We start from the raw sequence: 17,098 nt of genomic DNA, 5'->3' as shown, positions 1-17,098 counted from the left end.
GAGGGAGAATAAGACGAGACAATTACTCTTCGCTATCGCCACTGCTTGCGCGACGAGGAGAGTCGATCTCGATACGATCGATACGTTGCAGACCACGCATCAGCGTGCCGCGGCGGCCACGTTCGCCAGTCACTTTTTGCAGCTCTTCAGGACGCAGTTTAATTTTGCGTTTGCCGACGTGAATCGTCAGCGTGCTTTGTGGCGGCAGAACGTAAAGCTGCGCCAGGCCATCTTCGCCTTTCGCGGCTTCTGCAGAAGGAATATTGATGATCTTATTCCCTTTGCCTTTCGACAATTGCGGCAGATCGCTGACCGGGAACATCAACATGCGGCCCGCTTGTGTTATTGCCAGCAGCATATCGGTGTCATCTTCAATCACCACCGGCGGCATCACATGCGCATTTTCCGGTAACGTAATCAGTGCTTTGCCCGCACGATTGCGCGCGACCAGATCGTTGAAGGTACACACAAAGCCATAACCCGCATCAGACGCCATCAACAGTTTCTGCTCATCGCCTTCCATCAGCATATGATCCACCGTCGCCCCTGGCGGCAGCGTAAGCTTACCGGTCAGCGGTTCGCCCTGACCACGTGCCGACGGCAGCGTAATCGGGTCGATGGCATAACTGCGCCCGGTCGTGTCAATGAACACCACGGGCTGGTTACTCTTGCCTTTCACGGCGGCTTTAAAGCTGTCACCCGATTTATAGTTCAGCCCTTGCGCGTCAATATCGTGACCTTTGGCGCTACGCACCCAGCCCATTTGGGAAAGCACGATGGTCACTGGCTCAGACGGCAGCATGTCGTGCTCGCTCATCGCCTTAGCTTCTTCGCGTTCCTGCAACGGAGAACGACGATCGTCGCCATAGGCATCAGAGTCAGCCTGCAGCTCTTTCTTCAGCAGGTTATTCATTTTGCGCTCGGAAGCCAGAATGCTCTGCAACTGATCACGCTCTTTCGCCAGCTCATCCTGCTCACCGCGGATTTTCATCTCTTCCAGTTTGGCAAGATGACGCAGTTTCAGTTCGAGGATGGCTTCAGCCTGCGTTTCAGTGATGCCAAAGCGCGACATCAACGCAGGTTTTGGTTCATCTTCGTGACGGATGATCTCAATGACTTCGTCGATATTGAGAAACGCCACCAGCAAACCTTCAAGGATGTGCAGGCGCTTGAGGACTTTCTCCAGACGATAGTTCAGGCGGCGGCGCACGGTGTCACGACGGAACGCCAGCCATTCGGTCAGGATCTCCAGCAGATTTTTCACTGCCGGACGACCATCCAGACCGATCATATTCAGGTTGATGCGATAGCTTTTTTCCAGATCCGTGGTGGCGAACAGGTGGTTCATCACCTGATCCATGTCCACACGATTGGATCGCGGTACGACCACCAGACGCGTCGGGTTTTCGTGATCCGACTCGTCACGCAGATCGTCCACCATCGGCAGCTTTTTATTGCGCATCTGGGCCGCGATTTGCTCAAGGACACGCGCGCCGGAAACCTGGTGCGGCAGCGCGGTAATTACCACTGCGCCATCTTCTTTATTCCATACCGCACGCATGCGCACGGAGCCGCGCCCGTTCTCGTAAATCTTACGGATCTCAGCACGGGAGGTAATGATCTCGGCTTCCGTCGGGTAGTCCGGCCCCTGCACGATATCCAGCAGTTGATCCAGCGTCGTTTTCGGCTGTTCAATCAGGGTGATGGCCGCTTTCGCCACTTCGCGCAGGTTATGTGGAGGAATGTCTGTTGCCATCCCGACCGCAATACCGGTAGTCCCGTTGAGCAGAATGTTCGGCAGACGCGCAGGCAGCATTTTCGGCTCCTGCATCGTACCGTCAAAGTTCGGCACCCAGTCTGACGTCCCCTGCCCCAGTTCGCCCAGCAGAATCTCCGCGTACTTCGACAGGCGAGATTCGGTATAACGCATCGCTGCGAAGGATTTCGGGTCGTCCGGCGCCCCCCAGTTCCCCTGGCCGTCAACTAACGGATAACGGTAAGAGAATGGCTGCGCCATCAGCACCATGGCTTCGTAGCAGGCGCTGTCACCATGAGGATGATACTTACCCAGTACGTCACCGACGGTACGGGCGGATTTTTTAAATTTGGCGCTGGCATTCAGTCCCAGTTCCGACATCGCATACACGATGCGACGCTGAACCGGCTTCAGCCCGTCACCAATAAACGGCAACGCCCTGTCCATGATGACGTACATGGAGTAGTTCAGATAGGCGTTTTCCGTGAATTCATGCAGCGCAAGGCGCTCTGCCATATCGCTCATTAATCGTGGTTCCTCAACTGTTAGCCTGAACAATACCCGCTATCTGCCAGGCAATATTGCCGCAGATATTACCCTATCTGGCGCGTTGAGTCACAAAGTCTGCCAGCTTTCCCCCGTCCCATTGGCAAGGACGGGGGCAACGCCACTAGTGTGCAGTGATGTACAACTCTTTGCTGTAGATATAATCCTGCGGATTGTGAACTGGAAAGCCGCCCACATACGGTTTAAGCAATTTAATCAGCGGTTGATAATAGAGCGGGATCAGCGGCGCTTGCTGATAAATGATCAGCTCCGCCTGCTGATAAAGTGCGTTTCTCTGCTTTGCATCGGTTGTCTGAGCCGCCTGCGCCAGCAAGGCATCATAGTGCGCATTTTGCCAGTGCCCGACATTCTCGGTATTCTCCGACTGCAATGTATTCAGGAACGTTGAGGCTTCATTGTAAGTGGCGTCCCACGACTGGCGAGAGAGCATAAAATCCCCATCCCGACGCGCATCCAGATACGTTTTCCACTCCATCGTCCGCAATTTCACGTCCGCGCCCAGCCACTTTCGCCACTCAGAAGAGAGCGCGATCGCCGTTTTTTCGTGAAGATCGTACTTGTTGTAAAACAGCTCAAACGCTAACGGATGTTGGGCGTCATAGCCCGCTTGCTTCAGCAGCGCTTTTGCCATTTCGACCCGCTGACTCATCGGCAACTGCAATTCATCCAGCGCGGGCGAGGCAAAACCAGAGACCTGTGGCGGGGTTAACGTTGTCGCCGGTGTCCGCAGCCCCAGAACCTTCTGCGCAATAAGCTGCCGGTCTACCGTGAGATATAGTGCACGTCGCACGCGCACGTCATTGAAGGGGGCTTTGCGGGTATTGAAGTTATAATACTCGCTGTTCAGGCGGGGAATGACCCGCAACTCGCCAGGCAGGTTCTTTTCGATTGTCGGGACCTGCTGAGCGGGCACCCAGGTCAGATCGACCTCGCCTGCACGATAGCGATTGTATCCCGTCACCGCATTATCCAGCGCCAGATACTCCACCTGTTGCAATACCGTCTGCTTCGCGTCACGGTAACGTGGATTTTTACGCGCCACGATCTTCTCGTTAACCACCCATTTATCCAGCACAAATGCGCCGTTGAAGACCATATGCTCAGGCTTACTCCACGCATCGCCATATTGCGCAATCACATGATGCGGGACAGGAAACATCGTAGGCCAGGCCAGCATAGCGGTAAACCATGGGACGGGTTGCTCAAGGGAAACCTCCAGCGTCTGGTCGTCCACGGCCTTGACCCCAAGTGAGGCCACCGGCGATTTTCCTTCAACGATAGCCTGCGCATTGCGAATGTGCGCTGCGCCGAGATACCCCGCAAAAGGGCTGAGCGTGTGCGGATCCACCGCGCGTTGCCAGCCGACGACAAAATCCTGAGCCGTCAGTGGCGTTCCATCTGACCATTGCAGCCCTTTTCGCAGATGAAAAACATACCGTTTGCCGCCGTCCAGCACCTCCCAGCGCTCTGCTTGCGCGGGTTGCACATTGCCTTCGCCATCCATCCAGACCAGACCTTCAAATAGATCAAGAACGACCTGTGCGGCGGTATTTTCCTCCACCTTTTGCGGGTCCAGTGTGCCTGGGTCGCTGTGGTTGTTATAGCGGAAAATTTGTTGCGGTGAGAGTACGGTTCCTTCAGGAACTGTCGCGGCAAAAAGAGAGGGAGTGCATATCAGGCTGACCAGCCATAATAGAGGACGCATTTTCATGATATCTCTGTCAGAAAAAGTAGAGCGTATCACTTTACGCCTGAATGTTGTCAGAAGGCTGATTTACATCATCTTTCTGATATAAAGAAACGGGCCGCAAGCGCGGCCCTGATAAGGATTATTTGGCAACTTTGGTGACCTGTTTTACATCGATCTCCACAGAGTTCCAGTCTTTATCGACCTCTCCCTGAATTTCCACAACGTCCTGCGGCGTCACAGTCACCCCGTTCCAGCGTTTGTGGTCGATATCCACATTCACGGTGCCGGTGGCATCTTTAAACAGATATAAATCGTCGGAAATACGCTCAACGATATTCCCGCGCAGCGTTACCCAGGTATCATCACGCAGCGATTTCGCGCTTTCGACCGTCGTGCTACTCCCGTTCGGGCCAACAAACCCACCGCTTTGACTTTGCGTCGCCGTCGGACCAGAAAATCCGCCCTGTTGAGCCGCCAGGACCGGTGCAGAACTCAATGCCATCACGGCAATCATTGCAGCCAATTTCTTCATAATACTTTCTCCCTTTCATGTTGTTTCACGTCCATTAAATACGTTAATCCTTAACAACTTCTTAAGCCAAAAAAAGAGATATTTTTTCTGTACATCGCCCACGACGACAGGGTTTACTGACCACAGACTGAATCACTGCAGGGACGAATATCATGCGAATTTTACTGGTAGAAGATGACGCGTTGATTGGCGATGGCGTCAAAGCGGGTCTGGGTAAAATGGGATTCAACGTCGACTGGTTTACCGAAGGACGCCTGGGTAAAGAAGCGCTCTACAGCGCCCCGTATGATGCGGTGATCCTCGACCTGACGCTGCCGGGAATGGACGGGCGGGAGATTCTGCGCGAGTGGCGTGAAAACGGTAAACGCGAACCGGTCTTGATTTTGACGGCGCGTGATGCGCTGGCGGAACGTGTTGAAGGTTTGCGTCTCGGCGCAGACGACTATCTCTGCAAACCCTTTGCGCTCATCGAAGTCGCCGCCCGACTGGAGGCGCTGGTGCGCCGCGCCAACGGCCAGGCCAGCAGCGAACTGCGTCACGGGCAGGTGGTGCTCAATCCCGGTAGCCTGGTGGCGACGCTGGCGGGCGAACCTTTACCGCTCAAACCGAAAGAATTTGCGCTGCTGGAACTGCTCATGCGCAACAGCGGGCGAGTTCTGCCACGCAAACTCATCGAAGAAAAACTGTATAGCTGGGACGATGACGTCTCCAGCAATGCCGTAGAAGTGCATGTCCATCATCTGCGCCGCAAACTTGGCAGCGACTTTATCCGTACCGTACATGGAATCGGCTACACCCTGGGTGACGCATGAAATTAACGCAACGTCTCAGTCTGCGGGTCAGGTTAACCCTGATCTTTCTGATCCTGGCATCTCTCACCTGGGCGGTTTCCAGCTTTGTCGCGTGGAAGAAAACAACCGACAACGTTGATGAGCTGTTTGACACGCAACTGATGCTGTTTGCCAAACGTCTGAGCGCGCTGGATATCAACGACATCAACGCGTCGGCCCGAATGGCGCGTACGCCGAAAAAATTCAAACACGGTCACGTCGATGACGATGTTCTGGCCTTTGCGGTGTACACCCGCGACGGCAGAATGGTGCTGCACGATGGTGATAACGGACGGGACATTCCCTATAGCTACCGTCGGGATGGTTTTGATGATGGCCGGTTGAAAGGGGATAACGACAAATGGCGGTTTATCTGGTTAACCTCCGCCGACGGTAAATACCGTATTGTGGCGGGGCAAGAGTGGGAATACCGCGAAGATATGGCGTTGGCGATCGTCACGGCGCAACTCACCCCCTGGCTTATCGCCCTCCCACTGATGCTGCTGATCCTGATTGTGTTACTCAGTTGGGAACTCAAACCGTTGAAAAAACTGGCGCAAACGCTGCGTTTGCGCGCCCCGGAATCAGAGGAGCCGCTTGATCCTAAAGGCGTCCCCAGTGAAGTCCGCCCGCTGGTTGAAGCACTCAATCAGTTATTTATCCGCACGCACTCAATGATGGTGCGTGAACGACGCTTCACCTCAGACGCGGCCCATGAACTGCGCAGCCCCTTGACGGCGTTGAAAGTCCAGGCTGAAGTGGCGCAACTCTCTGACGACGATCCGAAGGCCCGGGAAAAAGCGCTTGTGCAACTGCATGCAGGTATTGACCGCGCCACGCGACTGGTTGATCAACTCTTAACCCTTTCACGACTCGACTCGCTCGACAATCTACAGGATGTGGCAGAACTCTCTCTGGAGGAGGTTCTGCAATCCGCGGTGATGGAGATTTATCATCTGGCGCAGCAGGCACACATCGATGTGCGTCTGAACATTAATGCACACAATGTCATGCGAACCGCGCAGCCTCTGTTGCTGAGTTTGCTGGTACGAAATCTGCTGGATAACGCCATTCGCTACAGCCCGCAGGGTAGTATCGTGAACGTGACCTTACAGGCGCGCTGTTTTACCGTTACCGATAATGGCCCCGGCGTGGCGCCCGACATTCTGCCCCACATCGGCGAACGTTTTTATCGCCCACCGGGACAGAGCGTGACAGGCAGCGGACTGGGCCTGTCGATCGTTCGCCGGATCGCCGCATTACATGGCATGGAGGTGACGTTTAGTCATGCTGCCCAGGGAGGGTTTGAAGCCAGGGTGACGTGGTGAACCAGGATTATTGCTAAATTAGCAAAAGACTTTGCACATTTTGCTAATTTTACCGGGCCGTTCATCAGCGTAAAATCGCCTTCAAACGCATTCCTGTGAGGACAAATAATGAGCAACATTCTGATTATCAACGGCGCAAAAAAATTCGCCCATTCCAATGGTCAGTTGAATGACACCCTGACCGAGGTCGCGGATGGCCTCCTGCGCGACCTCGGGCATGATGTTAAAGTCGTCCGTGCCGAAAGTGATTACGACATCAACATCGAAATTCAGAACTTCGTCTGGGCCGATACAATAATCTGGCAGATGCCAGGCTGGTGGATGGGCGCGCCGTGGACGGTTAAAAAATACATTGATGACGTCTTCACTGAAGGTCATGGCATCCTGTACGCCAGCGATGGACGCACCCGTTCAGACGCCTCGAAGAAGTACGGTTCAGGCGGTCTGATTCAGGGCAAAAAATATATGCTTTCACTGACCTGGAACGCGCCGATGGAAGCCTTCACCGAGAAAGATCAATTCTTTGAAGGCGTGGGCGTGGATGGCGCATACCTGCCGTTCCATAAAGCTAACCAGTTCCTGGGGATGGATCCGCTGCCGACCTTTATCGTCAACGACGTGATTAAAATGCCGGACGTCCCACGTTATATCGCAGAATATCGCAAGCATCTGAGCGAGATTTTTGGTTAACTGGTCATTCAAAATTAGACCCCAGTAATTCAAGCTGTAGCCAACGCAGCTGCAGCTTGAAGTATGCCGGGTATAGAAGGAGTTAACCATGCTTACAGTCATTGCTGAAATCCGTACGCGTCCAGGTCAACACCACCGCCAGGCGGTACTGGAACAGTTCGCTAAAATCGTCCCCACCGTATTGAAAGAAGAGGGTTGCCACGGCTATGCGCCGATGGTCGATCACGCCGCGGGTGTGAGCTTCCAGGCAACAGCCCCTGATTCAATCGTGATGATCGAACTGTGGGAAAGCGTGGCGCATCTTGAAGCGCATCTGCAGACCCCACACATGAAAGCCTGGAGCGAAGCCGTTAAAGGCGAAGTGCTGGAAACGAATATTCGTATTCTGGAATCAGGTCTTTAAGTGTGTCTTAATGCCGGATGACGGCGTAAAGCCGAATCCGGCCAACTCCTGATGGTATGCGCAATGAGTGCAGTACCATCAGGCAACATGAACTATCGCTTAAAGCAGCCACACTGAAGTCCCCTCCCAACTGACATACCAAATCTGTCATCAAATATATCCTGAAAAACTTTCCGGCAGGATAGTTCGCATAACCCAGCAGAATAAACATCCATATTTAATTCACGAATAAAATATTTCTATAGCATAAATACCGCTACCGATGATTCAATCGGACATTATGTCCAGTTGTACGTTTTTTATGTGATTTAAGCCGCATTCAATTCTTAACTTTTATCTGTATCATTTAAATACGAATTAACGAGCAGGTGTAATTACAGACATTGCCTCTGAGATCCTGGAAAAAAATCTCGCGTGCCAAAATGCTTTAGAAGTTATATATAATCAGCCACAGCCAGGCATGTAATTACTTATTCAGATAATGGAATTTACTCTGGATATTAAAAATAAAAATCCACAAATTATTTATTATTAAGCGTTGCATCTACTGTTTCTAACGAGGATTTAAACAATGGCCCATCGCTATAGGCAACTGCGTCAAGACTTTATCCTTTCGGAAATCAAAAAAAATAAAAGTGTAAAAGTTACGACGCTAGCAAAAACATTATGCGTAGCCGAAAGAACAATTCGTCGTGACATTCAGGATTTGAAACACACAGGGTTGATACAACCTCAATATGGCGGCGCTGTGCTTTGCAGTATTAACGATGCGTTTCCGTATGAAGAAAACAAACTTTATTTACATACCAATATGGATATTAACATGTTTAGTTTTAAGCAAGCCAGTACCCAAAAAAATGGACGTGTATTTATTTTGGGATCATTCAATACCGATTTAGTCTATCGCTTACAACATTTCCCGGATTCTGGAGAAACCATACGTGCACTAAGTTCTTGCTGCCTTCCTGGTGGAAAAGGGAGCAACCAGGCCGTCGCAGCTTGCATGGCCGGAGCACATACACATTTCGCTGCAAAAGTGGGTGAAGATGAATTTGCGGCAAAAGCACAACAATTCCTGGACAACGTAGGGCTTGAATCACTCACGCTGTTTAGCCATCCCTCCATTCCAACCGGCAGCGCTGTCGTCATGATTTCTGAAGATGCGGGAGATAATGCAATTGTGATTAATCCCGGCGCAAACCAGACGCTCAGCACCGACGAGGTAATGACTTGTTATGACGCTATCGGTAAATCTGATGTTTTTCTCACCCAGATGGAAAACAACCCTGATGCTACCGCAATGGCGCTCAAATTTGCTCATACATGCGGTATCACTACGATCCTGAACCCAGCGCCATGGCGTGAAAGTGCGCGGAACCTGTTGTCATGGGCAACCATTGTCACGCCAAATTTGACAGAGGCTGAATCAATTGTTGGTTCGCCTGTTCGTACAGAAGATGACATTCGCCGCGCCGCAGAAGCAATTCATCACACGGGACCGCAACTTGTCATCATCACATTAGGGAATAGAGGTTGCTGGCTCTTTGACGGCCTACAACATCGCTCATTTCCAGCCTTTCCGGCGGTGAATATCGATACCGCAGGTGCTGGTGATGCTTTTAATGGCGCTCTGGCAGCACAGTTATCCAGCGGAGTAAACATCACCAGCGCACTGATTTATGCCGGCGCTTTTGCCTCTCTGGCCGTTGAACGTCAGGGGGCATCCAATATGCCGGAACATAACGTGGTTATCAAACGCCTTAATTCACTCACAAACTCTCATTCCGCCTAACCATCCCGGTATAAGGAATATAAAGAATGAAAAAAATAATTTCAGTGCTCATTATTGCATTAATTTCTCTACCCGCCATAGCAGAACAAAAATATGGCTGGGGAAATATTCATTTTGATTATCAGTCATGGGATGCTGGCGTTAAAGATTTAGAATATGAACAAGCATTGATCGGCATTGAAGGTGGCATAGGTTTTGATTGGGGGGAAATGTATGGCTTTTACGATTTTGAAAACATATTAGAGGAAGAAGGGAACCAGGGGCAAACTGCCAATGGCGAGATTCATACCTATTTATGGGACACAGGAGCCAGCATTTTCACCAAGGTCTATAACTCGCAAAGTCCCGACTTTAAAGAAACGAATCAATTTATAGGTCTTGGTTATACAAATTTGAAAGGTGATGGATGGTGGTTTAAACCGTGGATCGCCAGGCAATATATTACTGCACATAATAACTTTGGCCCTGCTTATGATATTAACGGTCTCAACGGTTTTACCATCGGCTGGAATGCCGGGTATGCTTTCCAGCTATTTAACCAGGATTTTTTATTCTCTAACTGGAATGAAATTGAGCTGGATCGTAATGACGACTACTCTGCAAATAACTACGGCAGCGAAGGTCTCAATGGCGGACTTAATCTGACGTGGAAAATTACCAATCATATCTCCACCACGTTTATGTACCGCTATTTCTATAACAAACTCGGCGCCGACGGATACGGAGATATTCTGATCTATCGCCTGGCTTATGATTTCTAACCCATGGAATGAATTGCTATGTTAACCGCACAATGGCCAGCGTTAACGCTGGAAAAAAGAATATCGCTGATGTCAATTCCGGAGGGTGGACGCGTCCCGGTCGTCATCGATAGCGATACTTATAATGAAATCGACGATCAGATTGCTATCGCCTGGGCTTACCTTCACCCGGAACGCATCGATCTAGAGGCCGTTTACGCCGCCCCGTTTACTAACCATTTTTTTGGCGAGGGCAATTCACACACTGACGTCAACGATCCCGCCATCGGTATGACGCTTAGCTTTGAAGAGATCCACCGGGTCTTTGAAAAGCTCCCGGCGTGTCAGGCTCTGCCTGAGATTTTCAAAGGCGCAACGCGCTATCTGACCGGCAGCGATATGCCGGAATGTTCACCCGCAGTCGCAGATTTGATTTCCCGTGCCCGTTCGGCAAAGCAGACGCTTCAGGTTCTGAGCATCGGCGCGCCGACCAATATTGCCAATGCGCTGCTGCTCGCCCCCGATATTATTGAAAAAATTCATCTGATTTGGCTCGGCGGCAATAGTCACGACTGGAAGGATAATCAGGAATTCAATTTGATGCAGGATATCGCCGCCAGCCGCGTGCTGTTTGACAGCGGTGTGGCGCTGACGCAAGTCCCCTGCTTCGGCGTGGCGAACTGCATGGCGACCTCCGTTCCGGAAATGCAGTTTTATTTTGCCAACACTAGCCGGATTGGCCGCTATTTTGCGGAGATAGCCCCGCGCTGCCCGTGGATTGGCTTCGCGTCCCGTAAGGTTATCTGGGACATCACCACCGTCGGGTTCGTGCTGAACCCAGGCTGGTACACCTGCCAGTACCAGCCCGCACCGCTGATTAATGACAATCTGAACTGGAGCTTCGACAACCGCCGTCATCTGATTCGGGTGGTGAAGTTCATTGAGCGGGACAATCTGTTTAAAGATCTGTTTCGCAAGATTATCGACGCGGATAAGGAGCGATGATGCAAATTCTGATTCTGTGTCTTGGTATCGTGGTGCTGCTGGCAATCGCACTGCTCTTTTCCACCAACCGACGAGCGATTAATCTGCGAACCGTGGGCGGTGCGTTCGCCATTCAGGCCGGGCTGGCTGCGTTTATTTTGTATGTCCCGGCCGGGGAAAAAATCCTGCTGGCGATTTCTAACAGCCTGTCCGGCGTGCTCACCTACTCTTCCGAGGGGATCAATTTTCTGTTTGGCGATCTGGGCCGCTTTAAAATGGGCTTTCTGTTCGCCTTCCATGTCCTGCCGATCATTATCTTTATGTCAGCGCTGTTCTCGGTGCTCTACTACCTGGGCATTATGCAGTGGGTGATCCGCCTCATCGGCACCGGTATCCATAAGCTGCTGAAAACCAGCCCGGCGGAGTCGATGGCGGCAACAGCCAATATTTTTGCCGGTAATACAGATGTGTTTGTGCTGATGCGACCGTATGCGCCGAAAATGACCCGCTCTGAGCTGTTCGCCCTGATGTGCGGCGGCGTGGCGTCGATTGCCGGATCGGTGCTGGTCGGTTACGCCAGTATGGGAATTGAAATTCGCTACCTGGTGGCCGCGTCGTTTATGTCCGCCCCTGGCGGGCTGCTGATGGCGAAGATCCTCTACCCGGAGACCGAAGCAGAGAATATTGCCGACGTTTCCGGCGCAATGGCTACCGGAGAAGAAAAACCGATTAACATCGTCGAAGCGGCCACCAATGGGGCCAGCCAGGGACTGAAGCTGGCGGTCAATGTAGGGGCGATGCTGCTGGCGTTGATTGCGCTGATCGCCATGGTTAACGGGCTGCTTGGCTGGGCGTTCGGCCTGTTTGGCATGGAGAACGTCACCCTGCAGCTGATCTTCAGCTACCTGTTCGCTCCTGTCGCCTGGCTACTGGGCGTGCCTTCGTCTGAGATCCTGCAGGTGGGTAATCTGCTTGGGCAGAAGCTGGTGCTCAATGAGTTTGTCGCGTACACCAGCTTTATCCCGCTGAAAGCCAGCCTGTCCGACTATTCACAAATTATTGTCATTATGGCGCTGGCGGGGTTCGCTAATCTCTCTGCCCCTGCGGCGCTAATCGGCGTGCTGGGCGGAATTGTACCTGCACAAAAAAGCTTTATCGCCAAAATGGGGGTTAAGGTGATCCTCGCCGGTACGCTGTCGAATCTGATGAGCGCCGCGTTGACCGGGCTGTTTTTCCTGATTGCTCAGTAAAAAAACGGGGGGAATCGTCTTCCCCCCGCTTTCAGTAACCATACGCCTTCGCGAAAATTATCCTTCGAGATCTGCCAGGTCGCCTTTCTCTTGCAGCCAGTTGCGGCGGTCTTCAGAACGCTTCTTAGCCAGCAGCATATCCATCATCGCGTTAGTACGCTGATCGTCTTCGTCATCAATGATGAGCTGCACCAAACGACGGGTGTTCGGATCCAGCGTGGTTTCGCGCAACTGCATCGGGTTCATTTCGCCCAGACCTTTAAAGCGCTGCACGTTCGGCTTGCCTTTCTTGCGCTTCAGTTGCTCCAGAACACCGGCTTTTTCTTCTTCCGTCAGCGCGTAATAGACCTCTTTGCCAAGATCGATACGGTATAACGGCGGCAGCGCAACGTAGACGTGTCCATGCTTCACCAGCGTACGGAAGTGTTTCACAAACAGCGCACACAGCAAGGTGGCAATGTGCAAACCATCGGAGTCCGCATCCGCGAGGATACAGATCTTGCCGTAACGCAGTTGGCTTAAATCGTCGCTATCAGGATCTATGCCGATCGCCACAGAAATATCATGAACCTCCTGCGAAGCAAGAACTTCATCGGAGGAGACTTCCCAGGTGTTTAGGATCTTACCTTTCAGCGGCATGATCGCCTGATACTCACGATCGCGCGCCTGTTTTGCAGAACCGCCCGCCGAGTCCCCTTCCACCAGAAACAGTTCGGTACGGTTGAGATCCTGCGCGGTACAGTCCGCCAGTTTCCCCGGCAGCGCCGGACCACTGGTCAGTTTTTTACGCACCACTTTCTTCGCGGCGCGCAAACGACGCTGAGCGCTGGAAATCGCCATTTCCGCCAGCAGTTCCGCTGCCTGCACGTTCTGGTTCAGCCACAGGCTAAAGGCATCTTTCACCACGCCAGAAACAAAGGCCGCGCACTGACGCGAAGAGAGACGCTCTTTGGTCTGACCGGCAAATTGCGGGTCCTGCATCTTCACGGAGAGCACGTACGCGCAGCGATCCCAGATATCCTCCGCAGACAGCTTCACGCCGCGCGGTAAAATATTGCGGTATTCACAGAATTCGCGCATGGCATCCAGCAGCCCCTGGCGTAAGCCGTTGACGTGGGTACCGCCCTGCATGGTCGGTATCAGGTTAACGTAGCTTTCGGTCAGCAACTCGCCGCCTTCCGGCAGCCATAGCAGCGCCCAGTCGATGGCTTCCGTTTCACCTTCAAAATTGCCGATAAACGGTTTTTCAGGAAGCGTGGGCAGGCCATTTACGGCTTCGGCCAGATAGTCGTTCAGACCATCCTGATAGCACCAGCGCTGTTCGGTATTGTTAACGTCATCTTTAAAGGTGATTTCAACACCCGGACACAGAACCGCTTTAGCTTTCAACACATGCGTTAAACGAGACACGGAAAAACGCGGGCTGTCGAAAAAACTTTCATCAGGCCAGAAGTGGACGCTGGTCCCGGTGTTGCGTTTACCGCAGGTGCCGGAAACGTGCAAATCCTCGACCTTTTCACCGTGCTCAAAGGCGATACTGTGGATCTGGCCGTCGCGGCGAACGGCAACTTCAACACGCTTTGACAGGGCGTTTACCACGGAAATTCCCACGCCGTGCAAGCCGCCGGAGAACTGGTAGTTTTTATTAGAAAATTTACCGCCTGCGTGCAACCGACAAAGGATCAGCTCAATGGCCGGAACGCCCTCTTCCGGATGGATGTCGACGGGCATGCCGCGACCGTCATCGATAACTTCCAGTGACTGATCGGCATGAAGGATTACCTCGACACGTTTCGCGTGCCCGGCAAGCGCTTCATCCACACTGTTATCAATAACTTCCTGACCCATATGGTTAGGGCGTGTGGTATCTGTGTACATCCCCGGGCGGCGGCGTACCGGCTCAAGCCCAGTGAGTACCTCAATGGCATCAGCGTTATAAGTTTGCGTCATGGTTTAAATTAGCAATTCGAGTTGATCGTCAAAAACTGTGCAGTCCAAGGAAATCGACAATCGGGTTGAAATAATCTTCGAAGCCTGTGAATGCGTGGTTTCCGCCCTCAATCACTGTCTGACGGCAGGAGGCGTAATTCGCCACCGCCTGGCGGTAGTCCAACACTTCATCCCCCGTTTGTTGCAGCAGCCAAATCAAATCCGGTGCTTCGAGCGGGTCAATCTGCATGACTTTAAGATCGTAAATATGGCGTGACTCTAGCACATATTGCTGCCCCGTGTAGGGGTTCTCGTTCTGACCCAGGTAGTCGACCAGCAGTTCAAAGGGTTTTACTGCGGGGTTCACCACCACGGCTGGCAACATGAAACATTGCGATAACCAGGTGGCGTAATATCCGCCAAGCGAGGAACCGACGATGCCCAGCGATTCTCCGCCATGTTCAAGCACAATCGATTCCAGAAGCTCTGCCGCATCGGCAGGATACGGCGGTAATTGCGGCACCACCATCTCAACATGAGGATGGTGCTCCGCCAGCCAGCCTTTGAGCAGGCAAGCCTTGGCCGAGCGGGGAGAACTATTAAATCCGTGGAGATAAAGAAGCGTAGACATCAGTAGCCTTCTGAAGCGGTATCAGGTCGGAACTGTGTCCCCTGCAGACGACAGACTTCCGTTTTCAGCGTACCGTCGGCAAACAACTCCAGCGTACGCCAGCCCGGACCAATCGTGTCCAGCGTGAAATTCGCGCAATGCGGCTTAAACTGAACGCATGTCGACGGGGTCGCCATCAGACGACGTCCATTCCAGTCCAGATCTTGCTCCTGATGAATATGCCCGCACAACAAATACTTAACGCGAGGATAGTTCACCAGTATGTTGTCCAGTTCCGCGGCGTTGCGCAGACTGTGCTGGTCAAGCCAGCTACATCCCGCAGGCAGCGGGTGGTGATGCAGAAGCAACAGCGTATTTCGCTCCGGCGCATCGGCAAGTTTACGCTCCAGCCATTCAAGCTGGAACTCACTTAACTCGCCGTGGGGAACGCCAAAAACCTGACTGTCCAGCAACAAAATTTGCCACTGTTCGCCAATCCAGACACGTTTGGCCGGGGAGATCCCCGCATCCTGTAACGCGCTGTACATCGCGGGTTGAAAATCGTGGTTGCCAGGCAACCAAACGCAAGGCGCACGAAAGCTTGCGATGCCTTCAGCAAAATGCTGATAGGCCGCAGAACTTTGATCCTGAGCCAAATCGCCCGTTGCCACGATCAGATCGAACGCGATCTGCTGCGCATGGATCGCATCCAGTACGGCCTGGTAGCTTTCCCAGGTATTCACGCCCAGTAGTGTTTCGTGCTTTGCGGCAAACAGGTGAGTGTCTGTAATTTGTAAAATCCTGACTCTGGCCTCACCAGCCAAAGGAAGGGTTAACAGGCTTTCCAAATGGTGTCCTTAGGTTTCACGACGCTAGTAAACCGGAATCGCCATCGCTCCATGTGCTAAACAGTACCTTAACCAATCAGCTAAAAACTGATTAATTTGATGCTTTTCGTCGCGTTGATGCAACTTTTTATTTGGATAATCATACCGCGCTTTGAAGCGAAAGATCTGCTGACTTGAACACACTTCAGCCACCATCGCATCATGATACAGGCGCACCGTCAGCGACGGCAGGCTCCAGTAGGTGATGGCAGGCGCGGTCTGCTCAATCGCCACCAGGGTAGTGTATCGGGTCGATTCCACAATCGTTAACCGATATTGTGCGTTTGCCACCTGATAGCTCACTGTTTCGCCGGGTGCGTCATTACGCGGCAACAGGCGGCGCAATTGCGAAAAGTTGGTTTCGCACAGGCGCATCATCTCAGGAAAGTCAGGTGTATAACGCTTCATTTTTTCCACTCGTTTTTTAACTCTTGATAGTGCAGTTGCAGCCATTGCAAAGCGATGACAGACGCCGCGTTGTCGATTTTCCCCTCTTCCACCCACTGGTATGCCTGCTCCCGACTTACCACATGAACACGAATATCTTCGTTTTCATCCGCCAGACCGTGAATCCCGCTTGCGGTCGTGGCGTCCACTTCACCCACTAAAATTGACAGGCGCTCACTGGTGCCGCCAGGGCTTGCCAGATAACTCATCACCGTCTTCGTCTGTTTGACGTCAAGACCAGCCTCTTCCATCGCCTCGCGGCGAGCGACATCTTCTGCGGTTTCGCCCTCTTCGATCATCCCGGCGACCATCTCCAGCAACCACGGGCTCTCACTGGTGTCATACGCCGCGATACGGATCTGTTCCACCAGCACAACTTCGTCACGCTCAGGGTCAAAGGGTAGCAAGACTGCGGCGTGCCCGCGCTCAAAAATTTCACGCTGAACCTCACCACTCATTTCTCCATTGAATAAACGATGGCGAAAGCGATAAAGGTCCAATGAAAAAAAACCGCGATAAAGCGTTTCTCGTGCAATAATTTCTACATCGTTTTTGGAGAAAGTCATCGGCGAGCTGTCTTGTTTATTCATTGTTCTGTCCTGGTTACCAATAGTGATTAGAATGTGAATTTCAAGGCCGTTTGAATACTGTTTCACCTGGCTT

General features: G+C 52.3%; 16 protein-coding genes. 8 read left to right on the top strand and 8 right to left on the bottom strand.

The window, feature by feature from the left end:
- Window positions 1-22: 22 nt before the first annotated feature.
- The 3 genes from parC to AC07NP_RS19210 all read right to left on the bottom strand — a co-directional run bounded on the left by parC (window position 23) and on the right by AC07NP_RS19210 (window position 4,545).
- Window positions 23-2,281, bottom strand: coding sequence for a DNA topoisomerase IV subunit A (parC, locus tag AC07NP_RS19220; protein WP_203359971.1), 2,259 nt, complete (start codon window positions 2,279-2,281; stop codon window positions 23-25).
- A 145-nt stretch (window positions 2,282-2,426) separates the two neighbouring features.
- Window positions 2,427-4,034 carry an ABC transporter substrate-binding protein gene (locus tag AC07NP_RS19215; RefSeq protein ID WP_494661429.1) on the bottom strand — a complete coding sequence of 536 codons (1,608 nt, stop codon included), beginning with the start codon at window positions 4,032-4,034 and terminating at the stop codon, window positions 2,427-2,429.
- Between the two features lie 118 nt (window positions 4,035-4,152).
- The gene (locus AC07NP_RS19210; RefSeq protein ID WP_162379494.1) at window positions 4,153-4,545 is read right to left on the bottom strand and encodes a YgiW/YdeI family stress tolerance OB fold protein; all 393 of its coding nucleotides are present in this window, start codon (window positions 4,543-4,545) and stop codon (window positions 4,153-4,155) included.
- A gap of 152 nt (window positions 4,546-4,697) precedes the next feature.
- Between AC07NP_RS19210 and qseB the strand changes: the two genes are divergently transcribed.
- The 8 genes from qseB to AC07NP_RS19170 all read left to right on the top strand — a co-directional run bounded on the left by qseB (window position 4,698) and on the right by AC07NP_RS19170 (window position 12,562).
- Window positions 4,698-5,357 carry a quorum sensing response regulator transcription factor QseB gene (gene qseB, locus AC07NP_RS19205; protein ID WP_494661428.1) on the top strand — a complete coding sequence of 220 codons (660 nt, stop codon included), beginning with the start codon at window positions 4,698-4,700 and terminating at the stop codon, window positions 5,355-5,357.
- Window positions 5,354-6,703, top strand: coding sequence for a quorum sensing histidine kinase QseC (gene qseC / locus AC07NP_RS19200; protein WP_494661427.1), 1,350 nt, complete (start codon window positions 5,354-5,356; stop codon window positions 6,701-6,703). Before qseB ends, qseC begins: the two co-directional genes overlap by 4 nt.
- 108 nt (window positions 6,704-6,811) lie before the next feature.
- The gene (locus AC07NP_RS19195; protein ID WP_494661426.1) at window positions 6,812-7,393 is read left to right on the top strand and encodes an NAD(P)H-dependent oxidoreductase; all 582 of its coding nucleotides are present in this window, start codon (window positions 6,812-6,814) and stop codon (window positions 7,391-7,393) included.
- Between the two features lie 88 nt (window positions 7,394-7,481).
- The gene (locus AC07NP_RS19190) at window positions 7,482-7,796 is read left to right on the top strand and encodes a putative quinol monooxygenase (protein WP_203359966.1); all 315 of its coding nucleotides are present in this window, start codon (window positions 7,482-7,484) and stop codon (window positions 7,794-7,796) included.
- A gap of 571 nt (window positions 7,797-8,367) precedes the next feature.
- Window positions 8,368-9,588, top strand: a complete 1,221-nt coding sequence (locus AC07NP_RS19185; protein ID WP_494661425.1) for a ribokinase — start codon at window positions 8,368-8,370, stop codon at window positions 9,586-9,588.
- 26 nt (window positions 9,589-9,614) lie between these two features.
- A complete protein-coding gene (locus tag AC07NP_RS19180) occupies window positions 9,615-10,349 on the top strand; it encodes an outer membrane protein OmpK (protein ID WP_494661424.1) in 735 nt (244 codons plus the stop codon).
- Window positions 10,350-10,367: 18 nt separating this feature from the next.
- Window positions 10,368-11,333, top strand: coding sequence for a nucleoside hydrolase (locus AC07NP_RS19175; protein ID WP_494661423.1), 966 nt, complete (start codon window positions 10,368-10,370; stop codon window positions 11,331-11,333).
- Window positions 11,333-12,562 carry a NupC/NupG family nucleoside CNT transporter gene (locus AC07NP_RS19170; RefSeq protein WP_494661422.1) on the top strand — a complete coding sequence of 410 codons (1,230 nt, stop codon included), beginning with the start codon at window positions 11,333-11,335 and terminating at the stop codon, window positions 12,560-12,562. The genes AC07NP_RS19175 and AC07NP_RS19170 overlap by 1 nt, the downstream gene beginning before the upstream one ends.
- A 57-nt stretch (window positions 12,563-12,619) precedes the next feature.
- Here AC07NP_RS19170 and parE read toward each other — a convergent pair whose 3' ends face one another.
- From parE to nudF, 5 genes are read right to left on the bottom strand one after another with little or no spacing between them, the layout of a single operon-like run.
- Window positions 12,620-14,512, bottom strand: a complete 1,893-nt coding sequence (gene parE, locus AC07NP_RS19165; RefSeq protein ID WP_203359962.1) for a DNA topoisomerase IV subunit B — start codon at window positions 14,510-14,512, stop codon at window positions 12,620-12,622.
- A gap of 28 nt (window positions 14,513-14,540) precedes the next feature.
- Window positions 14,541-15,122, bottom strand: coding sequence for an esterase YqiA (gene yqiA / locus AC07NP_RS19160; protein WP_192613506.1), 582 nt, complete (start codon window positions 15,120-15,122; stop codon window positions 14,541-14,543).
- Complete coding sequence (gene cpdA / locus AC07NP_RS19155; protein WP_203359961.1) at window positions 15,122-15,949, bottom strand: 3',5'-cyclic-AMP phosphodiesterase; 828 nt, start codon at window positions 15,947-15,949, stop codon at window positions 15,122-15,124. The genes yqiA and cpdA overlap by 1 nt, the downstream gene beginning before the upstream one ends.
- Before the next feature lie 24 nt (window positions 15,950-15,973).
- Window positions 15,974-16,396, bottom strand: a complete 423-nt coding sequence (locus AC07NP_RS19150) for a DUF1249 family protein (RefSeq protein ID WP_012135164.1) — start codon at window positions 16,394-16,396, stop codon at window positions 15,974-15,976.
- On the bottom strand, window positions 16,393-17,025 hold the full coding sequence (gene nudF, locus AC07NP_RS19145) for an ADP-ribose diphosphatase (protein WP_494661421.1): 633 nt from the start codon (window positions 17,023-17,025) through the stop codon (window positions 16,393-16,395). The genes AC07NP_RS19150 and nudF overlap by 4 nt, the downstream gene beginning before the upstream one ends.
- Between the last annotated feature and the right edge of the window lie 73 nt (window positions 17,026-17,098).

This window comes from Citrobacter sp. GW821-FHT07H02 (genome assembly GCF_059418505.1).
Note: the sequence above shows the minus strand (reverse complement) of the source record. Positions and strands in the feature narration are given on the sequence as shown.